This window comes from Arenibacter sp. P308M17, from assembly GCF_003426735.1.
Lineage (GTDB): Bacteria > Bacteroidota > Bacteroidia > Flavobacteriales > Flavobacteriaceae > Arenibacter.
On sequence record NZ_QVON01000001.1, the window covers coordinates 987,095 to 1,006,628 of the forward strand.

General features: G+C 38.8%; 18 protein-coding genes. 11 read left to right on the forward strand and 7 right to left on the reverse strand.

Annotation, left to right across the window (positions count from 1 at the left end; translation table 11 throughout):
- Nucleotide 1 precedes the first annotated feature (1 nt).
- Entirely contained in the window at nt 2-1,591 is a 1,590-nt protein-coding gene (gene nadB, locus D0S24_RS03965) for an L-aspartate oxidase (protein WP_117018516.1), read from the reverse strand.
- Nucleotide 1,592: 1 nt separating this feature from the next.
- Nucleotides 1,593-2,519, reverse strand: a complete 927-nt coding sequence (nadA, locus tag D0S24_RS03970; RefSeq protein ID WP_117018517.1) for a quinolinate synthase NadA — start codon at nt 2,517-2,519, stop codon at nt 1,593-1,595.
- A 610-nt stretch (nt 2,520-3,129) separates the two neighbouring features.
- Between nadA and D0S24_RS03975 the strand changes: the two genes are divergently transcribed.
- The 7 genes from D0S24_RS03975 (at nt 3,130) to D0S24_RS04005 (ending at nt 9,754) form a co-directional block, all read left to right on the forward strand.
- Nucleotides 3,130-3,609: a DUF2975 domain-containing protein gene (locus D0S24_RS03975; protein WP_117018518.1), complete on the forward strand. Its 480-nt coding sequence runs from the start codon at nt 3,130-3,132 to the stop codon at nt 3,607-3,609.
- A 3-nt stretch (nt 3,610-3,612) separates the two neighbouring features.
- Nucleotides 3,613-3,828, forward strand: a complete 216-nt coding sequence (locus tag D0S24_RS03980; protein WP_117018519.1) for a helix-turn-helix transcriptional regulator — start codon at nt 3,613-3,615, stop codon at nt 3,826-3,828.
- A gap of 454 nt (nt 3,829-4,282) precedes the next feature.
- Nucleotides 4,283-5,176 carry a sugar phosphate isomerase/epimerase gene (locus tag D0S24_RS03985; RefSeq protein WP_181938020.1) on the forward strand — a complete coding sequence of 298 codons (894 nt, stop codon included), beginning with the start codon at nt 4,283-4,285 and terminating at the stop codon, nt 5,174-5,176.
- A gap of 300 nt (nt 5,177-5,476) precedes the next feature.
- Entirely contained in the window at nt 5,477-5,776 is a 300-nt protein-coding gene (locus D0S24_RS03990; protein ID WP_220377728.1) for a type II toxin-antitoxin system RelE/ParE family toxin, read from the forward strand.
- Between the two features lie 5 nt (nt 5,777-5,781).
- Complete coding sequence (locus D0S24_RS03995; RefSeq protein WP_117018520.1) at nt 5,782-6,081, forward strand: helix-turn-helix domain-containing protein; 300 nt, start codon at nt 5,782-5,784, stop codon at nt 6,079-6,081.
- A gap of 340 nt (nt 6,082-6,421) precedes the next feature.
- The gene (locus D0S24_RS04000; RefSeq protein ID WP_117018521.1) at nt 6,422-7,918 is read left to right on the forward strand and encodes a SulP family inorganic anion transporter; all 1,497 of its coding nucleotides are present in this window, start codon (nt 6,422-6,424) and stop codon (nt 7,916-7,918) included.
- 621 nt (nt 7,919-8,539) lie between these two features.
- Nucleotides 8,540-9,754, forward strand: a complete 1,215-nt coding sequence (locus D0S24_RS04005) for a site-specific integrase (protein WP_117018522.1) — start codon at nt 8,540-8,542, stop codon at nt 9,752-9,754.
- Between the two features lie 37 nt (nt 9,755-9,791).
- Here D0S24_RS04005 and D0S24_RS04010 read toward each other — a convergent pair whose 3' ends face one another.
- From D0S24_RS04010 to D0S24_RS04030, 5 genes are all read right to left on the reverse strand, one after another.
- On the reverse strand, nt 9,792-10,001 hold the full coding sequence (locus D0S24_RS04010; protein WP_117018523.1) for a hypothetical protein: 210 nt from the start codon (nt 9,999-10,001) through the stop codon (nt 9,792-9,794).
- A gap of 20 nt (nt 10,002-10,021) precedes the next feature.
- Nucleotides 10,022-10,633, reverse strand: a complete 612-nt coding sequence (locus D0S24_RS04015; protein WP_117018524.1) for a plasmid pRiA4b ORF-3 family protein — start codon at nt 10,631-10,633, stop codon at nt 10,022-10,024.
- A gap of 52 nt (nt 10,634-10,685) precedes the next feature.
- On the reverse strand, nt 10,686-11,039 hold the full coding sequence (locus D0S24_RS04020; protein WP_117018525.1) for a hypothetical protein: 354 nt from the start codon (nt 11,037-11,039) through the stop codon (nt 10,686-10,688).
- 419 nt (nt 11,040-11,458) lie between these two features.
- Nucleotides 11,459-12,526 (reverse strand): PepSY domain-containing protein, encoded by a 1,068-nt coding sequence (locus D0S24_RS04025; protein ID WP_117018526.1) that lies wholly within the window; start codon nt 12,524-12,526, stop codon nt 11,459-11,461.
- A 60-nt stretch (nt 12,527-12,586) separates the two neighbouring features.
- Nucleotides 12,587-14,971 (reverse strand): TonB-dependent receptor, encoded by a 2,385-nt coding sequence (locus D0S24_RS04030; protein ID WP_117018527.1) that lies wholly within the window; start codon nt 14,969-14,971, stop codon nt 12,587-12,589.
- A gap of 931 nt (nt 14,972-15,902) precedes the next feature.
- Between D0S24_RS04030 and D0S24_RS04035 the strand changes: the two genes are divergently transcribed.
- From D0S24_RS04035 to D0S24_RS04050, 4 genes are all read left to right on the forward strand, one after another.
- Nucleotides 15,903-16,667, forward strand: a complete 765-nt coding sequence (locus D0S24_RS04035) for a hypothetical protein (protein WP_117018528.1) — start codon at nt 15,903-15,905, stop codon at nt 16,665-16,667.
- Between the two features lie 312 nt (nt 16,668-16,979).
- Nucleotides 16,980-18,650, forward strand: coding sequence for a SulP family inorganic anion transporter (locus D0S24_RS04040; protein WP_117018529.1), 1,671 nt, complete (start codon nt 16,980-16,982; stop codon nt 18,648-18,650).
- Between the two features lie 208 nt (nt 18,651-18,858).
- Nucleotides 18,859-19,104 carry an AbrB/MazE/SpoVT family DNA-binding domain-containing protein gene (locus tag D0S24_RS04045; protein WP_117018603.1) on the forward strand — a complete coding sequence of 82 codons (246 nt, stop codon included), beginning with the start codon at nt 18,859-18,861 and terminating at the stop codon, nt 19,102-19,104.
- On the forward strand, nt 19,095-19,418 hold the full coding sequence (locus tag D0S24_RS04050; RefSeq protein ID WP_117018530.1) for a type II toxin-antitoxin system PemK/MazF family toxin: 324 nt from the start codon (nt 19,095-19,097) through the stop codon (nt 19,416-19,418). Before D0S24_RS04045 ends, D0S24_RS04050 begins: the two co-directional genes overlap by 10 nt.
- Nucleotides 19,419-19,534: the final 116 nt, after the last annotated feature.

Genomic DNA, 19,534 nt, shown 5'->3' on the forward strand with positions numbered 1-19,534 from the left:
TTCATAGTAGATTCTTAAAGGGATTATCCGTATTTATTTGGGCATTGTCCAAATTATAATAGCCGCCCTTGTTTTGTTTTCGTTCCAGGGATTGATGAATAATCAAATGGGCTACGTTCACCATATTTCTCAATTCACAGAGCCTGGTGTTTATTTTTGTGTTCTTATAAAGTTCCTCCACCTCTTTGTAGATCAGATCAAGATGTCGGGCAGCTTTTGTCAATCGACTATTGCTGCGAACAATGCCCACATAATCCCTCATAAGGTGCTGCAGCCGTTCCAAGTTGTGTTGGATCAGGATATATTCTTTGGGAATACTTGTTCCCTCATCGTTCCATTCGGGAATATTCGTGCAATTGGGATCTAATGGATGTGTGGCGTGGTATTCAAAAATATTATGTGCGTAAACCAAGGCTTCCAATAAGGAATTGGAAGCCAGTCTGTTGGCTCCGTGCAATCCCGTTCTTGAACATTCACCGCAGGCAAAAAGGTTGGCCACCGTGGTCTGTCCGTTCTTATCCACAACGATACCGCCACATAGGTAATGCGAAGCCGGAACAACAGGGATCCAGTCTTTTTCAATATCAATATGATGGGTTAAACATTCTTGGTAAATAGTTGGAAAATGATTTTTGAAATCTGCAATATCCAAGTGGGTGCAATCCAAGAAGACCATTTTGTCCCCTGATTTTTTCAACTCGGCGTCAATGCATTGGGATACGATATCCCTGGATGCCAATTCCGCCCTTTCGTCATAGTCGGGCATAAATCTATGGCCTCTTTTATTTCGAAGTACCGCACCGAAGCCCCTTACCGCTTCGGAAATTAGAAATGAGCGCCCATTCTTACTGTTATAAAGGGCCGTAGGGTGAAATTGCACAAACTCCATATCCTTAATTTCGGCCTTGGCCCTATAGGCCATGGCTATACCATCTCCGGTTGCTACCGTAGGATTGGTAGTATGACCGTATATCTTACCGATACCCCCTGATGCCAATACTGTTCTATCTGCCTTAATGGCGATGATGTTCCCTGTCCTTTGATCCAAGACATAAGCCCCGTAGCAGCTAATTTTATTTGGATCCGAAAATCCAAGTTGATGTTCCGTAATCAGGTCCATGGCAAAATGATAGGACAAAACAGTGATATTTGGCAATTTATGAACTTGTTGCAATAATACCCGCTCTACTTCCAACCCGGTAATATCCTTATGGTGCACAACACGGCATTCCGAATGTCCACCTTCCAGTCCTAAATCCAATTTACCGGATTCATTTACATCAAAACTGGCCCCCCAAGTTATTAAATCCTCAAGCCGTTTCGGACCTTCCACAATGACCATTTTTACTACGGCCTCATCACATAGTCCGTCTCCCGCCAACAAAGTATCTTCTATATGATTCCGAAAGGAATCTTCTTCCAAGTCCATTACTGCCGCAACACCGCCCTGGGCATATTTGGTATTGGATTCCTGTTCATCTGCCTTAGTGACTATGGTTACGGCCTTATTGGGAAACCTTGTGGCAATTTTTACGGCGTAGGTCAATCCTGCAACTCCCGAGCCTATAACAAGATAATTTGCATGTATCATTTCATTTAGATAATTCCAGCATTCTTTGAATTGGTTGCAGTGCGCGTAACCTTATGTCCTCTTGTACTTCAATATGTGGTCTTTCATTTAAAAGACAATCATATAGTTTTTGAAGGGTATTTACTTTCATAAAGGCGCATTCACTACAGGCACAGGTATTGTCTTCCTCTGCAGGTGCCGGAATAAGAACGGTATTAGGGACCTCTAGTTGCATTTTGTGCAATATGCCTGCTTCCGTGGCCACAATGTACTGTTCCTCGGGACGGTTCTTTACATAATTGATCATACCGGCAGTGGAGCCAATGTAGGTGGCAAGTTCCAAGATGTGCTCCTCAGATTCGGGATGGGCAATTATTTTCGATTCGGGATAGGTCTTGTATAGGGCCAACAATTTATCTACGGAAAAAGCTTCATGTACTAGACAGGAACCATTCCAAAGCAATAGGTCCCTTCCTGTTTTTTTACTTATGTAGCGACCCAGATTTTTGTCGGGCGCAAAAATAATCGGTCTGTCCTTTGGTACCGACTCCACTATTTTTAGGGCATTGGAGGAAGTACAGACAATGTCGCTCATTGCTTTAATTTCTGCAGAGCAATTAATATAAGTAATGACCAAATGCTCCGGGTGCGATTTTATGAATTTAGAAAAGGAATCGGGCGGACAGGAATCGGCCAATGAACAGCCTGCACTTAAGTCGGGCAACAGTACTTTTTTAGTTGGATTTAGGATTTTTGCAGTCTCTGCCATAAAATGTACCCCGGCAAATACAATTATTGATGCATTGGTATCCGCTGCCTTTTGTGAAAGCCCCAAACTATCACCAACGTAATCGGCTATTTTTTGTATTTCATCACGTTGGTAGTAGTGCGCGAGAATTATGGCATTTTTTTCAAGTCTCAGTGCGTTTATGCCCTCTATTAAATCCATATGTTCAGAAGCAATTTTGAGCCGAAAAAGGTAGGTCTATGGATCAAGCCAGAAAATGATAAATGTCATTGAAATCTATAATAATCTGCAAAAAGCACCATTATCGGATCAGTTTCGAAGCCAATCTCTTTCCTCTCCAAGTCACAAATATGATGTTTTCAAGTGGACAATTATCCTGCTATAGCGGTTATATGTTGGATTTGGTTAGTTTACTGGTAGACTAATAAAGTTCCTTAGCATTAATCTCCTATCCCCCTAATAATTTGGTTTTTCCGGTATTTGTCCCTGAAATAAAAGCAGTAATTGAACTATTAAACGGAACTGATCCCAATAGTCTGATAATTCAAGTTTTGAATTGGTAAATTACTAGGTGAGATACCTTATTTTATCTAAAAACATTTATTATTTATTGTTTATCAATAAATATTAAATATATTTGTAGGCTAAGAAAATTTACGTACCCATTATGAAACGAGCATGACCAAAATTTGGTCGCCAGCCCGAAAGATTCATTCTGGCGGGCAAACCCAAATAAAGATATGCGAATTACACCCGCCTGAACGATGTATTCGGGCAGGTATGACCGCTGAAAAACAATAAATATCTACATATGAAAAGAGCTTCAATACTATTTCTTCGGGCAGTCATTGTGCTTATCGGTATGGTGGCACTTTTTATTTTGATTCGGTTTCCATTGACCGAGGGAAGGGCGGTTAACTTGGATCTGTTCAGTATTTATTTGGATCCCTTCATCCTTTATGGATATGTCTCGTCGATCGCTTTTTTTGTGGCCTTGTACAAGGCATTCAAATTACTTGGAAATATCGCACAGGATAAATTGTTTACCTTAAACTCGATAAGGACTTTAAGAAGTATAAAATATTGTGCCATCCTTTTGAGTATTTTAATTTTGATTGCGGGACTGTCCATAGTGATATTTCATAATCCAGAAGACGATGCCGCTGGTTTTCTTTCCATGTGTATTATAACCATTTTTATTTCTATCACCGTGGCCATCGCATTGGCAGTACTTGAAAAAATATTGCGGAATGCCGTAGATATGAAATCCGAAAATGACCTAACCATATAAGCTATGCCAATTATTGTAAACTTGGATGTGATGATGGCAAAGCGAAAAATGTCGCTCAATGAACTGTCGGACAAAGTGGGTCTGACCCTATCCAACCTGTCTATTTTAAAAACGGGGAAGGCAAAGGCCATTCGCTTTACCACTTTGGAAGCGGTTTGTAGTGTATTGGAATGCCAGCCGGGCGACCTATTGGAATATATTGCTGAGGAAGGGAAATAAACCAACGGGCAACAGCAGTAGCCGTTGTACAGACTTTAATCTAAATAATGTAAATGACAAAATTGGCCTATTGGGGTCACTTGGTTTTTGTGCGGGCCAGGACTGTCTTTTTATCTGGTTGAAGGTTAAAATTTTGCTCCCGGTGGTTATTGGGATTCGTATCTATAAACGTTGGTTATCCACAGTAGGCAGTGGCAGTTTACAGTTAGCAAAAAAATAGATTTCACTGCTTATGTCCAAGGTATCATCCAGTCTTTGTCAAAGAATTTTATTCTGTTCCAAAAATACCTGCTTACCGCTAAGGCAGGTATTTAATTTCATAGTTTAGTTTATAGGGGAATAAATCCTTAAATTGGGTTGCATTGGAAGGGATCAATTTCCATAACATGCCAAGGTTAGAAGGGGAGGGCATGAAAAAATATGCCGATCCTTAATAAATTAGAAAATTGAATTTATGAACCGAAGAGCTTTTATAGAAAAAACGGTGACCCTTGGGTCGGCAGCATTGTTGCCCATATCAAGTTTTTCAAACTTTAGGTCGCATTCATATAAAATGGGACTACAACTTTTTACCATCCGCGAAGATATGGCCAAAGATCCCATAGCAACTTTAAAAGAAGTAAAGGCCATGGGCTATGAAGATTTCGAGACCTTTGGGTTTGATAGTGAAAAAGGAACTTTTTACGGCTACAAATCTTCGGAATTCAAAAAAATACTGGATGATCTACAACTAACTGTTTCCAGCGGGCATTATGGATTTTCTCCCTATCTTAAGCAACCTGAAGATGATCTAAAACGGTTTGTTGACCAGTGTATAAAAGGGGCCCGTGCCTTGGAAATGAAATATATCACCTGGCCCTGGTTGGATCCGGAACTGCGTACGATAGATAATTTTAAACTGATGTCCAAAAAGCTCAATCTAATAGGGGAACAAGTAACTGCCGCAGGCCTTGGATTTGCCTATCACAATCATGGCTTCGAATTCATGGATCAGAATGGGGAAAATGGTTTTGATATCATTATAAATGAAACAGACCCCGCATTGGTCAAACTTCAAATGGATATGTATTGGGTAATGCATTCTTCTAAATTTACTCCCAAAGAGTTAATTGCCCAACAACCGGGGAGATACGTGATGTGGCATATAAAGGATATGGATAAGGTTACAAGGGATTACACCGAACTGGGAAATGGTTCCATTGATTATGTTGAAGTACTCCCGGATCCAATGGAATCCGGACTCGAATTCTATTATTTGGAGCAGGGAGGGAATTTTGCACACCACCCAATGAAAAGTGTAGCTGATAGTGCCGATTACTTTAAAAAACATTTGCAGCAATTTTTTTGATTGTTGATTAAAGAAGCCGGATGCCAGCACTCAGTTTAAAAGATATGGGGTTTATAGGTTTGCGTGTGGCATAACAACATAGCCCCACCGTCCAGGCGCTCTTAAATAGGAAAATACCATAGGGAGCAATCCAACAAAATTTATTTGTTAGATTAAGCTTGTGGGAGATATGGTTATATATCCAATTGTTGTGGTACATTTTGACCAGCCAAAATAGTCTCTCCAAAATTTGGAAAATGTTATCTTTTAAGATAACATTGTTGGGTGAATAGAAAGATAATCTTCTATTAAAATCACTTTATTGAATTTTACCAAAAACAAGACCAAAAAGTTAAAGGGAAAATTCAATATGTTTTTGAGTTGATTAAGCAGGTTGACCGAGTTCCCGAAAAGTTTTTAAAACATTTGACAGGAACCAATGGGCTTTACGAAATACGAATTGAGTATCAATCGAACATTTACCGGATTTTCTGCTGTTTTGACGAAGGAAAACTGGTAGTTCTTTTTAACGGATTTCAAAAAAAGACCCAAAAAACACCGCAAAAAGAAATTATCAAAGCGGAACATTTAATGCAAGATTATTTTAACAACAAAAAATAACGGATATGGAAAAGTATAAGAACATAAAAACATTTGACGAACTGATTGAACTTGAACACGGAAAAATCGGGACTGAAAGCCGAAACAAATATGAAGAAGGTGCACAAATGTTCATTATTAGCGAAATGTTGAAAACTGCACGTAAGGAAGCAAAATTGACTCAGGAAGAGTTAGCGGACAAAGCGGGAACAAAAAAAAGTTACATATCCAAACTTGAAAACGGAAAAGGGAACATCCAACTCTCAACGTTAATCCGAATTTTCGAGCAGGGTTTAAACCGTAGAATTGGACTTACTTTCCTTTAAGCCGATTAAAAAACGACGCCACATAGTTCAATGGCAGATAAAATGAAACTGCCCACAACCATCATGCCCAAACCCGCATCAATACTGATTTTTTACTTTTAGAAGGGTTTATAAAAGTGGAATATAAAAGCAATAATTTTGGGGCATGGGATTTATTGCCCTATATTTGTCGCTTCTTAAAATGGACAAACCCAGAGCAACATATCAATATCTATTGCCAGTGGCGACCCCGCCATGATTCTTTTGTCCTAGGATCTAATCGGATCTGCCTTCTATTTAATTTTCTACGTTTTTAGATAACCTCAAATGCCCGGATAGGGCCAATACCATATTTTCAATAATGAAGCAATATTTAAAACTGTTTGATTTTTCACAGAAAGTAAATTATAAAACAGAAGTCCTTTCAGGTCTTACCGTTGCCCTTGCATTGGTGCCGGAGGCAGTGGCTTTCGCTATGATAGCAGGCCTGCCCCCATTAGTAGGGCTATATGCCGCCTTTGTTATGGGCCTGGTGACTTCCATCTTGGGCGGAAGGCCAGGAATGATTTCAGGGGCTACCGGGGCCGTCGCGGTCGTAATTGTGGTCCTGGCAAAAAGTCATGGGGTGGAATATGTGTTCGCCACCGTTGTGTTGGCAGGTATCATCCAAATTCTTGCCGGTGCTTTGAGACTAGGGACCTTGATGCGCTTGGTACCCTTGCCCGTAGTATATGGTTTTGTGAACGGTCTGGCCATCATCATCTTCATGTCCCAATTGGACCAGTTCAAGGATGTCTCCGGTAATTGGCTTACGGGCAGTGAACTATATGTGATTCTGGGCCTTGTGCTTTTGACGATGCTCATCATCTGGGGATTGCCCAAGATCACCAAGGCCGTTCCGGCATCATTGGCCGCAATATTGGTGGTCTTTGGTGTTGTTGTAGCTTTTGGGATAGACACCAAAACCGTGGGGGATATCGCATCTATAAAAGGAGGGTTCCCCCCGTTCCATATTCCAGAAATTCCATTTACTTGGGAAACCCTGAAACTCATTTTTCCCTATGCCGGCATTGTGGCCGGGGTGGGGTTGATAGAGAGCCTGCTGACCTTGGAGCTCATAGATGAGATTACGGAAACAAGGGGGCGGACCAATAAGGAAGCCGCTGCCCAAGGGTTGGCCAATATTACCTCCGGGCTGTTCTCGGGGATGGGCGGCTGTGCCATGTTGGGCCAGAGCCTTATCAATATTTCCAACGGTGCCCGTGCGCGACTATCTGGAATTGTTGCCGCGGTGACCTTGCTGCTCTTCATCATGTTCGGAGCGGGAATAATCGAGAAAGTGCCCATGGCGGCCTTGACAGGGCTAATGATCATGGTGGCCATAGGAACGTTTGAGTGGATTAGCTTTAAGGTGTTGGACAAATATCCCAAATCGGATATCATTGTCATGATCATTGTAATACTGGTAACGGTATTTTTGCACAATCTGGCCCTTGCCGTTTTAATAGGGGTAGTAGTATCGGCTTTGGTATATTCCTGGGGCAATGCCAAACGCATCCGTGCCAGAAAGCGAATGGATGAAGAGGGCGTTAAACATTACGAAATTTACGGCCCCCTCTTCTTTGGTTCCATCAAGATGTTCAATGAAAAATTTGATGTGCTCAACGATCCCCAGGAAATCATCATCGACTTCAGGGAAAGCCGTATCGTGGATATGTCGGCCATTGAAGCGGTGAACAAGCTTACCGAAAGGTACCACAAAGTAGGCAAAAAGGTGTATATTACCAATCTATCGAGCAGTAGCCACAAGCTATTGATCAAAGCGGATAAAATGATTAACCTGAACTTAATGGATTAAGAAAATATATTGAACGCTAAGGAAGATTAGGCCAGGTTTATAGGGAATGTAAAATAGGAAATTCCCGAATGGGAATAATAACCATGAATTTTTGAACAAATCAAGGGGGCTTTTACGGCCCTCTTTTTTGTCGGGCAAAAGGTAGTATTTTTAAGATTGTGGGGTTAAATTCGGGCTAAATCGTAAATAAAAAATCCGCAAAAACTGAATAAAAGTTTAATGCCGATTTTAAAAGTACTCGAGGCGGGAAGTGCCTAACAGCGAGTCCCGCCCAAACATGTTGAAATTGAAAAAGCTGGTATATTATGCCATTTTTTGTATTCGCCCACTTTCGCACAAATAAATTTGGCTCAGCACCAAATACAAAAAACCCCGACCTATGGGTCAGGGCTTTTTCAATTATCTGTACTCGAGGCGGGACTTGAACCCGCACGGACTAATGTCCATTGGATTTTAAGTCCACGCCATTTAATCCCAAAAAGAGACAATACAACTGATAATCAATTGATTATAAGTAATTTAATTTTTTATGATATCAAATAATGTTAGCTAATATCATAAAATGTTGTACCTATGTTGTACCTGAAAAATTGTTATATTAGTATTGAAAATAAGTGAGTTATGTCTTCAAAAACCAAAATAGTACTTAGGAAAAAGGCTAATAAAGAAGGGCTTTTTCCACTTGCAATTAGAATTACAAAAAATAGAAGTTCCAGTTATATTTTCATAGGTCATTATATAGACCAAAAACATTGGGATGGGCGCAGAAACATAGTACGTAAATCACATCCCAATTCTGAATTGCTAAATACTTTGTTGAGTACAAAATTAGCTGAAGTCAATAAGTCATTGATGGAATTACAATTTGAAAACAATGATATTTCCGCGAATCGGGTTAAGAAGGAACTTACAGCTTCTAACATTGATAAAAGTTTCTCAAGTGTTTCTGATGAATATCTAAATGAATTGGAAAGTAATAATAAGTTAACGCGATTTTATGCTGACAAGGTCAGGGTCAATCATGTGATAAAGTTTTATAAATCCAGGCAGTTAATGTTCCAAGAAATTGACGAAGGCTTTTTGATAAGGTTCCAAACGTACCTAAGAAATAACAAAAATTTGTCAGAAAGGTCAATTGTAAATAATCTTGTTGTAATTAGAACTCTATATAATAGAGCTATTAGAATGGGTGTGGTCGAACAAAAAAGTTATCCTTTTGGAAAAGGAAAGATCCAAATAAGATTTCCAGAAACGGAAAAAGTCGGATTGACAATTAAGGAGATACAAAGAATTGAAAGCCTGGAAAACCTTACAAAGATGGAGGAGCATACTAGAAATGTGTGGTTATTCAGCTTTTACTTGGCAGGTATTAGAGTAGGGGACGTATTAAAAATACGCTGGAGTGATCTGTATGATGGACGGATTCACTATAGAATGAATAAGAACTCCAAATTGGTGTCATTGAAATTACCTCATAAACTTAAGCCTATTTTGGAATATTATGAGGGCCATAAGCTAAATCCAAATGATTTTATTTTTCCTGAACTTAAGATATCCGATATTAAGAATGATAGGGATGTGTATGCTAAAACAAATACGGCTACTAGCAAGTTCAACAAACATTTAAAGGAGATAGCCAATAAGGCCGGATTGGATAAAAAGTTGACAATGCATATCGCGAGGCATAGTTTTGGTCATATTGCCGGGGACAGAATACCAGTGCAAATGTTACAAAAACTATATAGACATACATCCATTACTACTACCATGCAATATCAATCCAATTTTATAAGTAAAGAAACGGATAGGGCATTGGAAGATGTGGTTAATTTTTAATGCTGTTGTGACAACAACCTGGTTGTTATTGCAACCTTTAATTAGACTTGGTTCTATGATAATTATCTATCAAAGCTTCCGAAACTATTAGGGACTTTTCCTTGGTTATACAGTCAAAAGTGATTTTTTTGGTGGTAGTATATTCTTTAAGCAGCTTATTAACATCCTCAATGCTTAGAAATCCATTTTCTTTTAAGTGATCCAGTATGTCGCTATATTTATGCGAACTAAAACCATCTTCTAACATAAGCTTAGTTTGTAAATTTATTATTGGTTACTCCCATTCTCCCAATCCTTGATGTACATATCTAAATTGACCAGTGTAGAATTTACCTTATCACTATAGAATTTCTCAGAATCATATTGGCTGTCAACAGCGACCAGCTTACTTTTTACCCATTTAATCAACTCCTTGTACTCTGGATGCTTAGGTTTGTTCATGATTTTAAGAAAATCATAAAAACCGGGTAGGCCACCAACATCCTCTGGGGGACAGTTTAAATTTCCCGAACAACAAACTGGAAATGGAATTGTCAGATCCTCTATGATTCTTTCCAAGGTCAAGGTATGTTGCCAATAATCCCCAAAATCATAGAGGTAGTCCAATTTCTGGCCTTTGGATTTTAGGACATCGCCTATTTTTATCGTCTTCGAATCGATGATCTCATTAGGTCCGTTAAAGCCATCCTCCTCAAATTGTTGGCCTATACGATAGCTGTCAATGCTAAATTCATACAGGTGATAATTCTCCCATCCCATAACAATTTGAACGGTATGATGAAACTTGTAAAAGGTGAAATCCGATGGAACCAAAAATTCACGTGATATGGTAGGATGACTACCCTCCAGCTCAATCCTAAATTTAAATATGCTACTCAACTCTTATTCAATTAAGCTGTGCAATTTATGACATAATGACCAACATTTTCCGTTATTTGGCCTTTTGATTTGATAAAATCCTGAGTTTTTCAAAATAATTGTCCCAAAGTTTCGAATCGTATTCTGAATGGTTCGATGGATTCGTTGCGTCATCATAAAAAAATACCTTAGTAATAATATTGTTTTCATCCATGTGAACGGAGGTAGGTCCGTCTGCCAGTTGCATCAACAGTTTATCGGAAAGCTTGCCATAATTGGTGTAAACAAAATCACCATCAGAAAAAGACTTAAAGGTGTCATTCTCGCCCAAGGGCTTATACTCTCTATTAAAAGCCGCCCAATGACCGTTATTGTCTTTCTTAATGCCATAGGGTAGATTGATTTTGAAGAAATTACTAAGTGCCATATTTATTCAATTTTACGGGTTGATCAAATATATAAGTAATGAAATGTTATAATTGATAATGAGGTTTAATTTTTGATCTGACCTTAAAGCTTGCTTATTTTTTGTCCTATCAAATTTGAGATTAAATTCAGACTTATATTTTACCAAAAGTATAAAATGATATACTATTTAAGTCACCATTAAAAATACTAAAATTAGGATAAGTTGATCCAAAATGATCATTTGAGCATTCCTAAGATTGCCATGATACTATACTTTTCATAATTATCCGTCTGTTCATAGATTGCTGTGTGAACTCTATTCCATTCTACAGGTGGGTTTTGATTGTTCAATTATTTTCAACGAATATAAGTATAGGCAAAGGTTTTGGCATCGGCGGACTTAATATGTTGAAAATTACACCAAATAAAAATTACAGATTACTTTTTCTTTTTCAGTACGAACAGACTTAGACCTGTAATATACAGGGTTATTGGAATTAGACCTGAAAAGAAAACCATGACCCTTCCCCATAACCCTCCAAGTTCCCCTATATGAACGGGATAGAATTGTGCTGCAATGCGGTTGCTGTTGGGATCTGTTTGAAAATCCGTCAGACTAGTAATAGATCCTTTTTGATCAATTTTCAGTTCCTTGGTTTTTCTTAGCCCGGACATAAGAAACCTATTTTGAATATATCGAAAATGGTATCCCTCCCGTTCATTATTAGGAAAGACTATTGTACGAAGGTCGTAGTTTTTGTCAGGGTTGCGCAGGTAATCTTGATAGGTCTTGGTGCCACCAACAGTTAGTCGAAGTTGGTCCGACTTGGCTTTTTCGGAATTATCGAATATGCCCAGTACTGATTTGTAGTATGTATTATAGGTGAAATAAGCGCCGCTAAACGCAATGACCATGAGAGGGATGAAAAAACTTGCACCCAGTACTTTGTGAATGTCGTAATTCAATTTCCTTTTCTTGGCAGACCATTTAATTTTGAAGCCTTTGATAAGATTGCTGCTATATGTTTTCCACCACAAATAGACGCCAGAACTTAATAATAACAGGAAAAATAAAAGAGTGCTAGTTCCGGTAATGTATTTTCCAATTTTCGGAATCCCCAAGGTGCGGTGAAAGTTCAATAAATTTTCGAAAAATTTGATGGTAGCCGATTTTTCACCCAAAAAGTGGCCAGAAATAGGATGGTAATAATGGGTCGCCCCATTTTTAAATACCAGGGAAATAGTTTGTTGCTCCCGATAGGGTAGGTTTATTTTGGTCAGACTGTCCCGGTGCTCTTCTACCAGTTCATATGCGGTCCTATAGAGCATATTTTCATCGAAAGGAGTATTTTGCCCGATGGTCAATAGCTCAGGATTGAATATACTGGTTATTTCAGGTTGCCAGATATATAGCGAACCTGTCAATCCGGAGATCGAAGCGATCAGGCCACATGTTAGACCCAGCCAAAGATGTAAATTCCTGATAAACCTGTTAAAAGTAACCAAAGAAGCTTTTGTTTAAAATAGGCCCTATATCTGATGATAGTCGAACATGGGGCCTATGTTTTAAAAATTGAACCTAAGCCCCAGTTTTGCATTGGCTCCTTCTCCTACCCCTGTAAAGGTTTTTAAAGGTGCGGCCCACTGAGATCTGGCAGGTAGATAGTATTCGTTCAATATATTGTTGACGCCTAATGAAAGGGATAGGTTCGATTTTAATTGATAGGCCATAGAAATATTCAGTAAAGTATAACCACTCACAGGGAACTGTGTATGTCTATAGGCCCAAGTATCGTTGGCATCGATAAAGGGATCGAATCGGTTTCTATCACTCAGATTGGTCATTCTAAGCGATGTGTTTAATTTTTCCGTTGGATGCCAGTTAATATATGTGGTCCATTTTGGAGCCGCTATAACATCACCTCCCAAATAGGTTAAGTTATTTTCATCACCCACACTATGGGTTAGCCCTTCAACATAAGAAAATGAAGTTCCTATTTGCCATTTCTTGTCCCAGCTAAAATAATCCAAGGATACTTCGCCACCATAAATTCGCTGTGGTTGTTTTGAGGGGACGAAGGAATTGATCTCGTCCACAAATACAACACCTGTACCCAAATTGGAGGTACTGTAATATCCAACGGCCTCTAGTTGAAAGTTATTGAACTTGGATATAAAGCCGAATTCATAGTTATTGGTAACCGCGGGTTCCAGCTGGATGTCATTTATGTTTTCGGCTACGGCAGACCTCAATATAGAGCCTAGGTCGGCAATCGAAAATCCTTGGGAATAGCTTATGTATGGAGTAAATTCCTGATGCTGTATATACCGGACTCCTAAGTTGAAGGCCAGATTGTTGAACTTAAGTTTGCCTCCTTCCACGGCTACGGATGGACTGAAATTGCCATCGCTTTTAGCTGAATAGGGAAGTGTATTGTAATCTACGATATCCATATTCATATCGTCATATCGCAATCCAGCTTTAAGAACCCATTGGTTGTCAAGTTTTATGGTAGATTGCGCGTAGGGTGCCCAACTTATCAAATCGATATTCGGAACCCATAACCTTCCATCCAAAAGCCCTTGATTGGTTTTGTCCTTTAAAAGGTCTATCCCATAGGTCAAAGTTATATTTGTTGTGCCATAAGAGCCAAAACTTGTATTGAAGTTAGGTCTGATACCATATTTTTTGGCATTTATTACGGATTGGCCGCCATTTTCGAATTTGTCGGAATAGAAAAATACGTTCTCAGTGTTTTGATAATAAAGGTCCGTCTCAAAATTGGTCGTACCCTGGAATATATTGTTGAGACTATATTTTAATTGTCCGTTGACCAAGGTCGTCCCAGTAGGTTCTTCACCAACAATGGTCCCCTTTATGCCATAACCGGGAACAAGCGAATAATCCCCATTCCCATTAAAGACTTCCACCTCCGCCGCCACCGGAATGAAGGGGCTATCTTGAGCGGAATGGTAGATATTGCCACTAAGGGTCAGTTTTTGTTGATCCGATAGTAAATATTCCAATTTTCCAAATGTACTGTAGATGTCGGTGTTATCAAATCCATATGTAGGGAGAATGGGAACTCCATCTGCATCGTATTTATTGCCGGTCTGTTCCAAACTGCCACTGATGTAATAACTGAGTCTATTCAAGTTGCCCTTAAGGGACTGATGTATGCCCCAGCCTAAGGCGTCATCTGTTTTGGCCAAATTGGCTGAGCCCCAGATATTGGTAGTGCCCTCAATTTTTTTATTGGAAGCTGGATTCTTGGTAATATAATTGATAAAACCGCCATTGCCCCCGTTACCAAAGATGGAGGTGGCGCCTTTGATTACCTCAACACGGCTAATGTCATTGGGATTGACCGATTTCACTCCCAATTGCCCATTTCTTAATGGAGTGGATTGAGGAATACCGTCGACCATGACCAAGAGTGAACGCCCTCTTAGGGTCTGCCCCCAATTGGAAAAGGTGCCGGTGGAAACTGCGAGTCCCGGAACGGTGAATTCCAATATTTCACTGATGTTGGAGGTAGATTGTGTAAATTCCTCCAATTTGGCCAGACCTACAACAGTAACGGAAGCAGGGATTTCGGATAGATATTCGGAATGCCTGCTGGCAGAAACGACCACTTCGTCCAAACTGCTCAAATCCTCTGTTAATACCGCATCATAGGCCAGGGTGGCGTCCGGTCCCAAGGTAATTTGTTCGGTTTTCGATTGATATCCCAGCATTCTAAGGGTAATCGTCCAAGAACCCGCCTCAATGTCCCGAAGCTCATAATGTCCATCTAGGTCGGTCATGGTCCCTTTTTTCAATTCTGCAATATATACCGTTGCACCGGTGAGCGGTTGATTGGTGTCATCGGTAATTTTACCTTTAATACTGGCTTGTGAAAATGCATTGAGTGAGAGGAGTAGGGCAGTGGCCCAAGCAATTAATTTCATTCTATTCTTATTTGGATTTATTTAAAATAACGGCAAATATAGAGTCCAAATCATTAGTCACAAAGAAATATTTGCTTTAGTTTTTAAATAGCTTTATTATGTTGATTTGAAATAAGGCATAGGCCACTGGCAAATGTTATCCTAATAATCTCCAAAAGACCATACCATATAAACTGGAACATCTCAAATTAGGGTTTCCCACAATTAGGGTTTCCCACAGCATGCATTGCAAAGAGTTGATTTAATATCGGGCAATGGAGTGAAGGTCAAAACCCGCAAAAATAGGTCGGATATAGAATAAAACATCCTCTACTTTGTTGCAAATAATTATAGGAACACCGTTTATTATGTTACCACCAATGATTACTGCCCACATGCTATTTTAAGAACATACAGTCAATTTTTTATATTTATAGGGGTTAAGATTAGGTCATTATTTAGGTCCGGGAAGAACTGTTCCCATTACTTATAAAGACCGGTAGTGTAAATGCTCTGCAATATCTGTATTTAAAACCTGCGGTAACCGAACATAAAGCCCATAACTTCTATAATCGGGCCCCAATTCCCCCTTGCCAAGTGGCCTGCCAATTTATAATATATCGCCGTTATTGGTGCTATCCATTCCTTTTTAAACTGTACCACTTTTTACCTAAAACAAGAAAAAAATTCCCGTTGGCGCGGGCGTCACGCCCGTGCCATCCATTTAACTTGCCTGGCCAAATGCCTCTCCTGTTTATGCACTTTGCATTTATTAATCAAAAATCCCTAAATTAGGATAAATAAAAAGGATCAAACAAAAATAGCAAGGATAGCGCAAACTTGACACCGCATAGTTCAGCGGCGGTATAAATAAAACTGCACTCTTGGCTTACATGGTTTAATCCTATGGTGTAAACGGTAATTTTCTGATCATATTATTACAATTTGACAAATGAAGAAACTGAAATATCTATTTTTAATAGTAGCCATTGTATTCTTGGTAGGTATTGTCCTAGTCAATATTCCTGAAAACAGAAAGACATTTAATACTAAACATTTTACATTCCTATTTAGTAGTAGTATAGACACGGCTAAGATTCATGAACTATCCAATGCTTTAGAAAGCAATTATCTTAGGATTGGAAATGATTTAAAAACGTCTCCGGCAGAGAATATAGAAACAAACATCTATGCCCAAAGATGGAGATACATCAAGACGACTAATAATTGGGGTGGTTCGGGTAACATTGAAGGTATTTCCAAACTGCACTTTGTAGAACAAGTATGGGAAGAAACCGATAGTGAAAAAGTGGCTGTTCATGAATTTGCCCATACTGTAACATTAAAATTCCTTTTGGAACATGAACCACAACCCTTAAATTCAGCAGAATTCGATAAGAAATTTTCAACTTTTCCAACATGGCTTTGGGAAGGAATTAGCGTATATGAGGCGCAACAATTCGTAGATCCCAAAACATTACCCTACCTAAAAAATGGACAATACCCAAGTATCTTAGAGCTAAACGACCGCTTAAAAGGTGGTAAAATATATGATTGTGGTTTTACAATCGTCGAATACATTTTATTTAAATACGGGCAAGAAAAATTTATCGCCCTAATTGAGAATTATGGGGACTTAAAAATGACATTTGATGTGACCGATGAACAATTTTGTAAGGAGTGGTATGAGTTTGTTATGAATAAATACCTAAATTGAAACTGCACGTGCCTTTGCATCTATTAACCAAAAATCCCTAAATTGGTAGGAAATAAAAAGGATTTATCCCCAAAGTAGGGTTAGCGCGAAACCGAGACCAACATAATCATTCCCTCCAGACGCTGTAAAATAGGTATCGTACAAATTCTGCCAAATTAATTCGACAAAATATATTTGTTACATTAGACTTATAAACGGAATAAAATTACAAGTTACTACATCCGCACCTTGTAGCAAATGGTAAAAAAACGACAGACATCAATGAATTAATTAACAACCGACCTTGGAACAGGAGAAATCGAAATCATACAATTGAAAAACAAAGAATTTACACCCAAGGTTATAACTCTGATTAAGGAAGGAATTAGCAGAAAACAACTTACCAAAGACGTTTTATCGGGAATTATTGTCGGTATTGTGGCTTTACCTTTAGCAATTGCCTTTGCCATTGCATCGGGTGTGTCTCCAGAAAAAGGATTGATTACCGCTATTATAGCAGGACTTGTCATTTCAGTACTTAGTGGTAGCCGAGTGCAAATAGGTGGCCCTACGGGAGCATTCATCATCATTGTATTTGGCATTGTACAAGAGCATGGAGTTAGCGGATTAACCATAGCCACTTTTATGGCAGGATTCCTGATTATTGGTCTAGGAATTCTGAAACTTGGCAATTACCTGAAATTTATTCCATACCCTTTGATTGTAGGTTTCACAAGCGGAATAGCAGTCGTCATCTTTTCAACACAGATTAAAGATTTTTTAGGGATGGAAATCGACAACATTCCTGCTGACTTTGTTGAGAAGTGGCTCGTTTACTTCCAACATCTTAACAGCATCAATTGGATGGCCTTTACTATAGCAATAGGAACTGTTTTTATTGCACTTAATTTTTATCGTATTACGACTAAGATACCAGGTTCTTTAGTGGCCATTTTACTTGCTACGTTACTTGTTTACTTCTTTGAATTACCTGTGGAAACCATCGAAAGCAAATTTGGTGAAATTCCTAACAAGATAGCCATGCCACAAATACCAAACATAAACTTTAAGATAATTCAACAGCTCATTGAACCTGCCATTGCGATTGCCTTATTGGGAGCTATTGAATCGCTACTCTCGGCTGTTGTTGCAGATGGTATGATTGGCGGAAAGCATCGCTCAAATATGGAACTTGTTGCACAAGGTGTTGGAAATATTTTTTCAGGACTTTTTGGAGGTATTCCAGCAACGGGAGCTATTGCTCGAACAGCCACCAATGTAAAAAATGGCGGAAGAACTCCAATTGCAGGTATTGTCCATGCCATTTTCCTGCTGCTCATTATGCTACTTTTCGCACCTATAGCCAAACTTATTCCGCTCTCTTGTTTGGCAGGAATATTAGTCGTAGTTGCTTACCACATGAGCGAATGGCGACATTTTAAAGATTTGTTGAAAAGCAATCGAATGGATATCATCGTTCTATTGACAACCTTTTTTCTTACCGTATTTTTCGATTTGATTTTGGCGATTGAAATAGGGTTGATTTTATCAAGTTTCATTTTTATGAAACGTATGAGCGAAGCAACAACCATAAATAATGCAGAAAATCTTTTCGGAGTAGCAGAATCTAATAGGGAAAAATTATTTGAAGAAGAACTGCCCTACATTCCAAAGAATACCATGCTATATGAAATAAACGGTCCGTTGTTTTTTGGAGCATCCCAGAAATTTCAAGAATTTTTGACAGACTTAAAGCAAGAACCCAAAGTACTTATTCTAAGAATGAGAAATGTTCCGTTTATTGATGCAACTGCTGTCAATAGGTTAAAGGAATTTCATCAAAAATTGAAATCTTCAGGGACAACTATCCTCATTTCAGGTGCAAATAGACAGGTAAAAGAAGAATTATTTAAATCTGAATTTTATTCACTCATTGGAAAAAATAATATTCTCGACAGCATTAACCAAGCGATTGAAAGAGCTGAAAAAATAAACAATGAATGAAAAACCACAGGCTACAACATTGGCTATACGTAATGCGGGTAAAAGTGTTGATATGAAAGTAATTACATTAAATAAACCAACTGTTAAACGGAAAGTGAAGTGCCTTGAAAACCCGCACTACGCATAGCCGAGACCGTTGGCATTAATACTGATCGAATTTTGATATTCCAACAAAATGTATTTACTTTGTAATAACATTTATAAAGTTATGGAAACTTCAATAATCAAAATCGGAAATTCAAAAGGACTTCGTTTGAGCAAGACCATTTTGGAAAAATATAACATTAAGGACAAGGTTGAACTTATTCTTGAAAAAGGACAAATAATCCTCAAACCGATCGATTCACCAAGAAAAAATTGGGAAAAGGAATTTAAAAAAATGAGTGAAAACGGAGATGACAAGTTGCTGATGAACGATGTGTTCGATGACGAAAACCTTGAGGAATGGAATTAAAACAATATTCGATCGTTCTTGTGAACCTTGACCCGACAATAGGGAGCGAAATAAAAAAGACAAGACCTTGTGCTATCGTTTCGCCAAATGAAATGAATAAATACCTGAACACGATCGTCCTTGCTCCAATGACAACGAACCTGAAAAAATATCCGACAAGAGTTTCCGTAAAGCACAACGGAAAAAAGGGAATGATCGCGATCGACCAAATCCGAACAGTTGACAAAACCCGAATAATCCGAGTTTTTGAAAATCTGACCAAACCGGAAATTGAAAAATGCAAAGCTGTGATAAAAGAAACCTTTGTGGATTGAAAAAGTACTAATGCCAATAACTAAGTATTCGGCCCGCCGATAGGCCAGGGCTGAATATCTTGTTGACGGATCCGGTTCCTCCCTATGGGGAAAGCCTTCTTTTTTGTGTTTGTCCT

Excerpts from the sequence above, each read along its gene's own strand:
- D0S24_RS04000 (WP_117018521.1), top strand. The coding sequence starts at position 6,422 with ATGAAGCAATATTTAAAACTGTTTGATTTTTCACAGAAAGTAAATTAT.
- D0S24_RS03980 (WP_117018519.1), top strand. The coding sequence starts at position 3,613 with ATGCCAATTATTGTAAACTTGGATGTGATGATGGCAAAGCGAAAAATG.
- D0S24_RS04030 (WP_117018527.1), bottom strand. The coding sequence starts at position 14,971 with ATGAAATTAATTGCTTGGGCCACTGCCCTACTCCTCTCACTCAATGCA.
- D0S24_RS04050 (WP_117018530.1), top strand. The coding sequence starts at position 19,095 with ATGGAATTAAAACAATATTCGATCGTTCTTGTGAACCTTGACCCGACA.
- D0S24_RS04045 (WP_117018603.1), top strand. The coding sequence starts at position 18,859 with ATGGAAACTTCAATAATCAAAATCGGAAATTCAAAAGGACTTCGTTTG.
- D0S24_RS03995 (WP_117018520.1), top strand. The coding sequence starts at position 5,782 with ATGGAAAAGTATAAGAACATAAAAACATTTGACGAACTGATTGAACTT.
- D0S24_RS03975 (WP_117018518.1), top strand. The coding sequence starts at position 3,130 with ATGAAAAGAGCTTCAATACTATTTCTTCGGGCAGTCATTGTGCTTATC.
- D0S24_RS04005 (WP_117018522.1), top strand. The coding sequence starts at position 8,540 with ATGTCTTCAAAAACCAAAATAGTACTTAGGAAAAAGGCTAATAAAGAA.
- D0S24_RS04035 (WP_117018528.1), top strand. The coding sequence starts at position 15,903 with ATGAAGAAACTGAAATATCTATTTTTAATAGTAGCCATTGTATTCTTG.
- nadA (WP_117018517.1), bottom strand. The coding sequence starts at position 2,519 with ATGGATTTAATAGAGGGCATAAACGCACTGAGACTTGAAAAAAATGCC.
- D0S24_RS03985 (WP_181938020.1), top strand. The coding sequence starts at position 4,283 with ATGAACCGAAGAGCTTTTATAGAAAAAACGGTGACCCTTGGGTCGGCA.
- nadB (WP_117018516.1), bottom strand. The coding sequence starts at position 1,591 with ATGATACATGCAAATTATCTTGTTATAGGCTCGGGAGTTGCAGGATTG.
- D0S24_RS04010 (WP_117018523.1), bottom strand. The coding sequence starts at position 10,001 with ATGTTAGAAGATGGTTTTAGTTCGCATAAATATAGCGACATACTGGAT.
- D0S24_RS04020 (WP_117018525.1), bottom strand. The coding sequence starts at position 11,039 with ATGGCACTTAGTAATTTCTTCAAAATCAATCTACCCTATGGCATTAAG.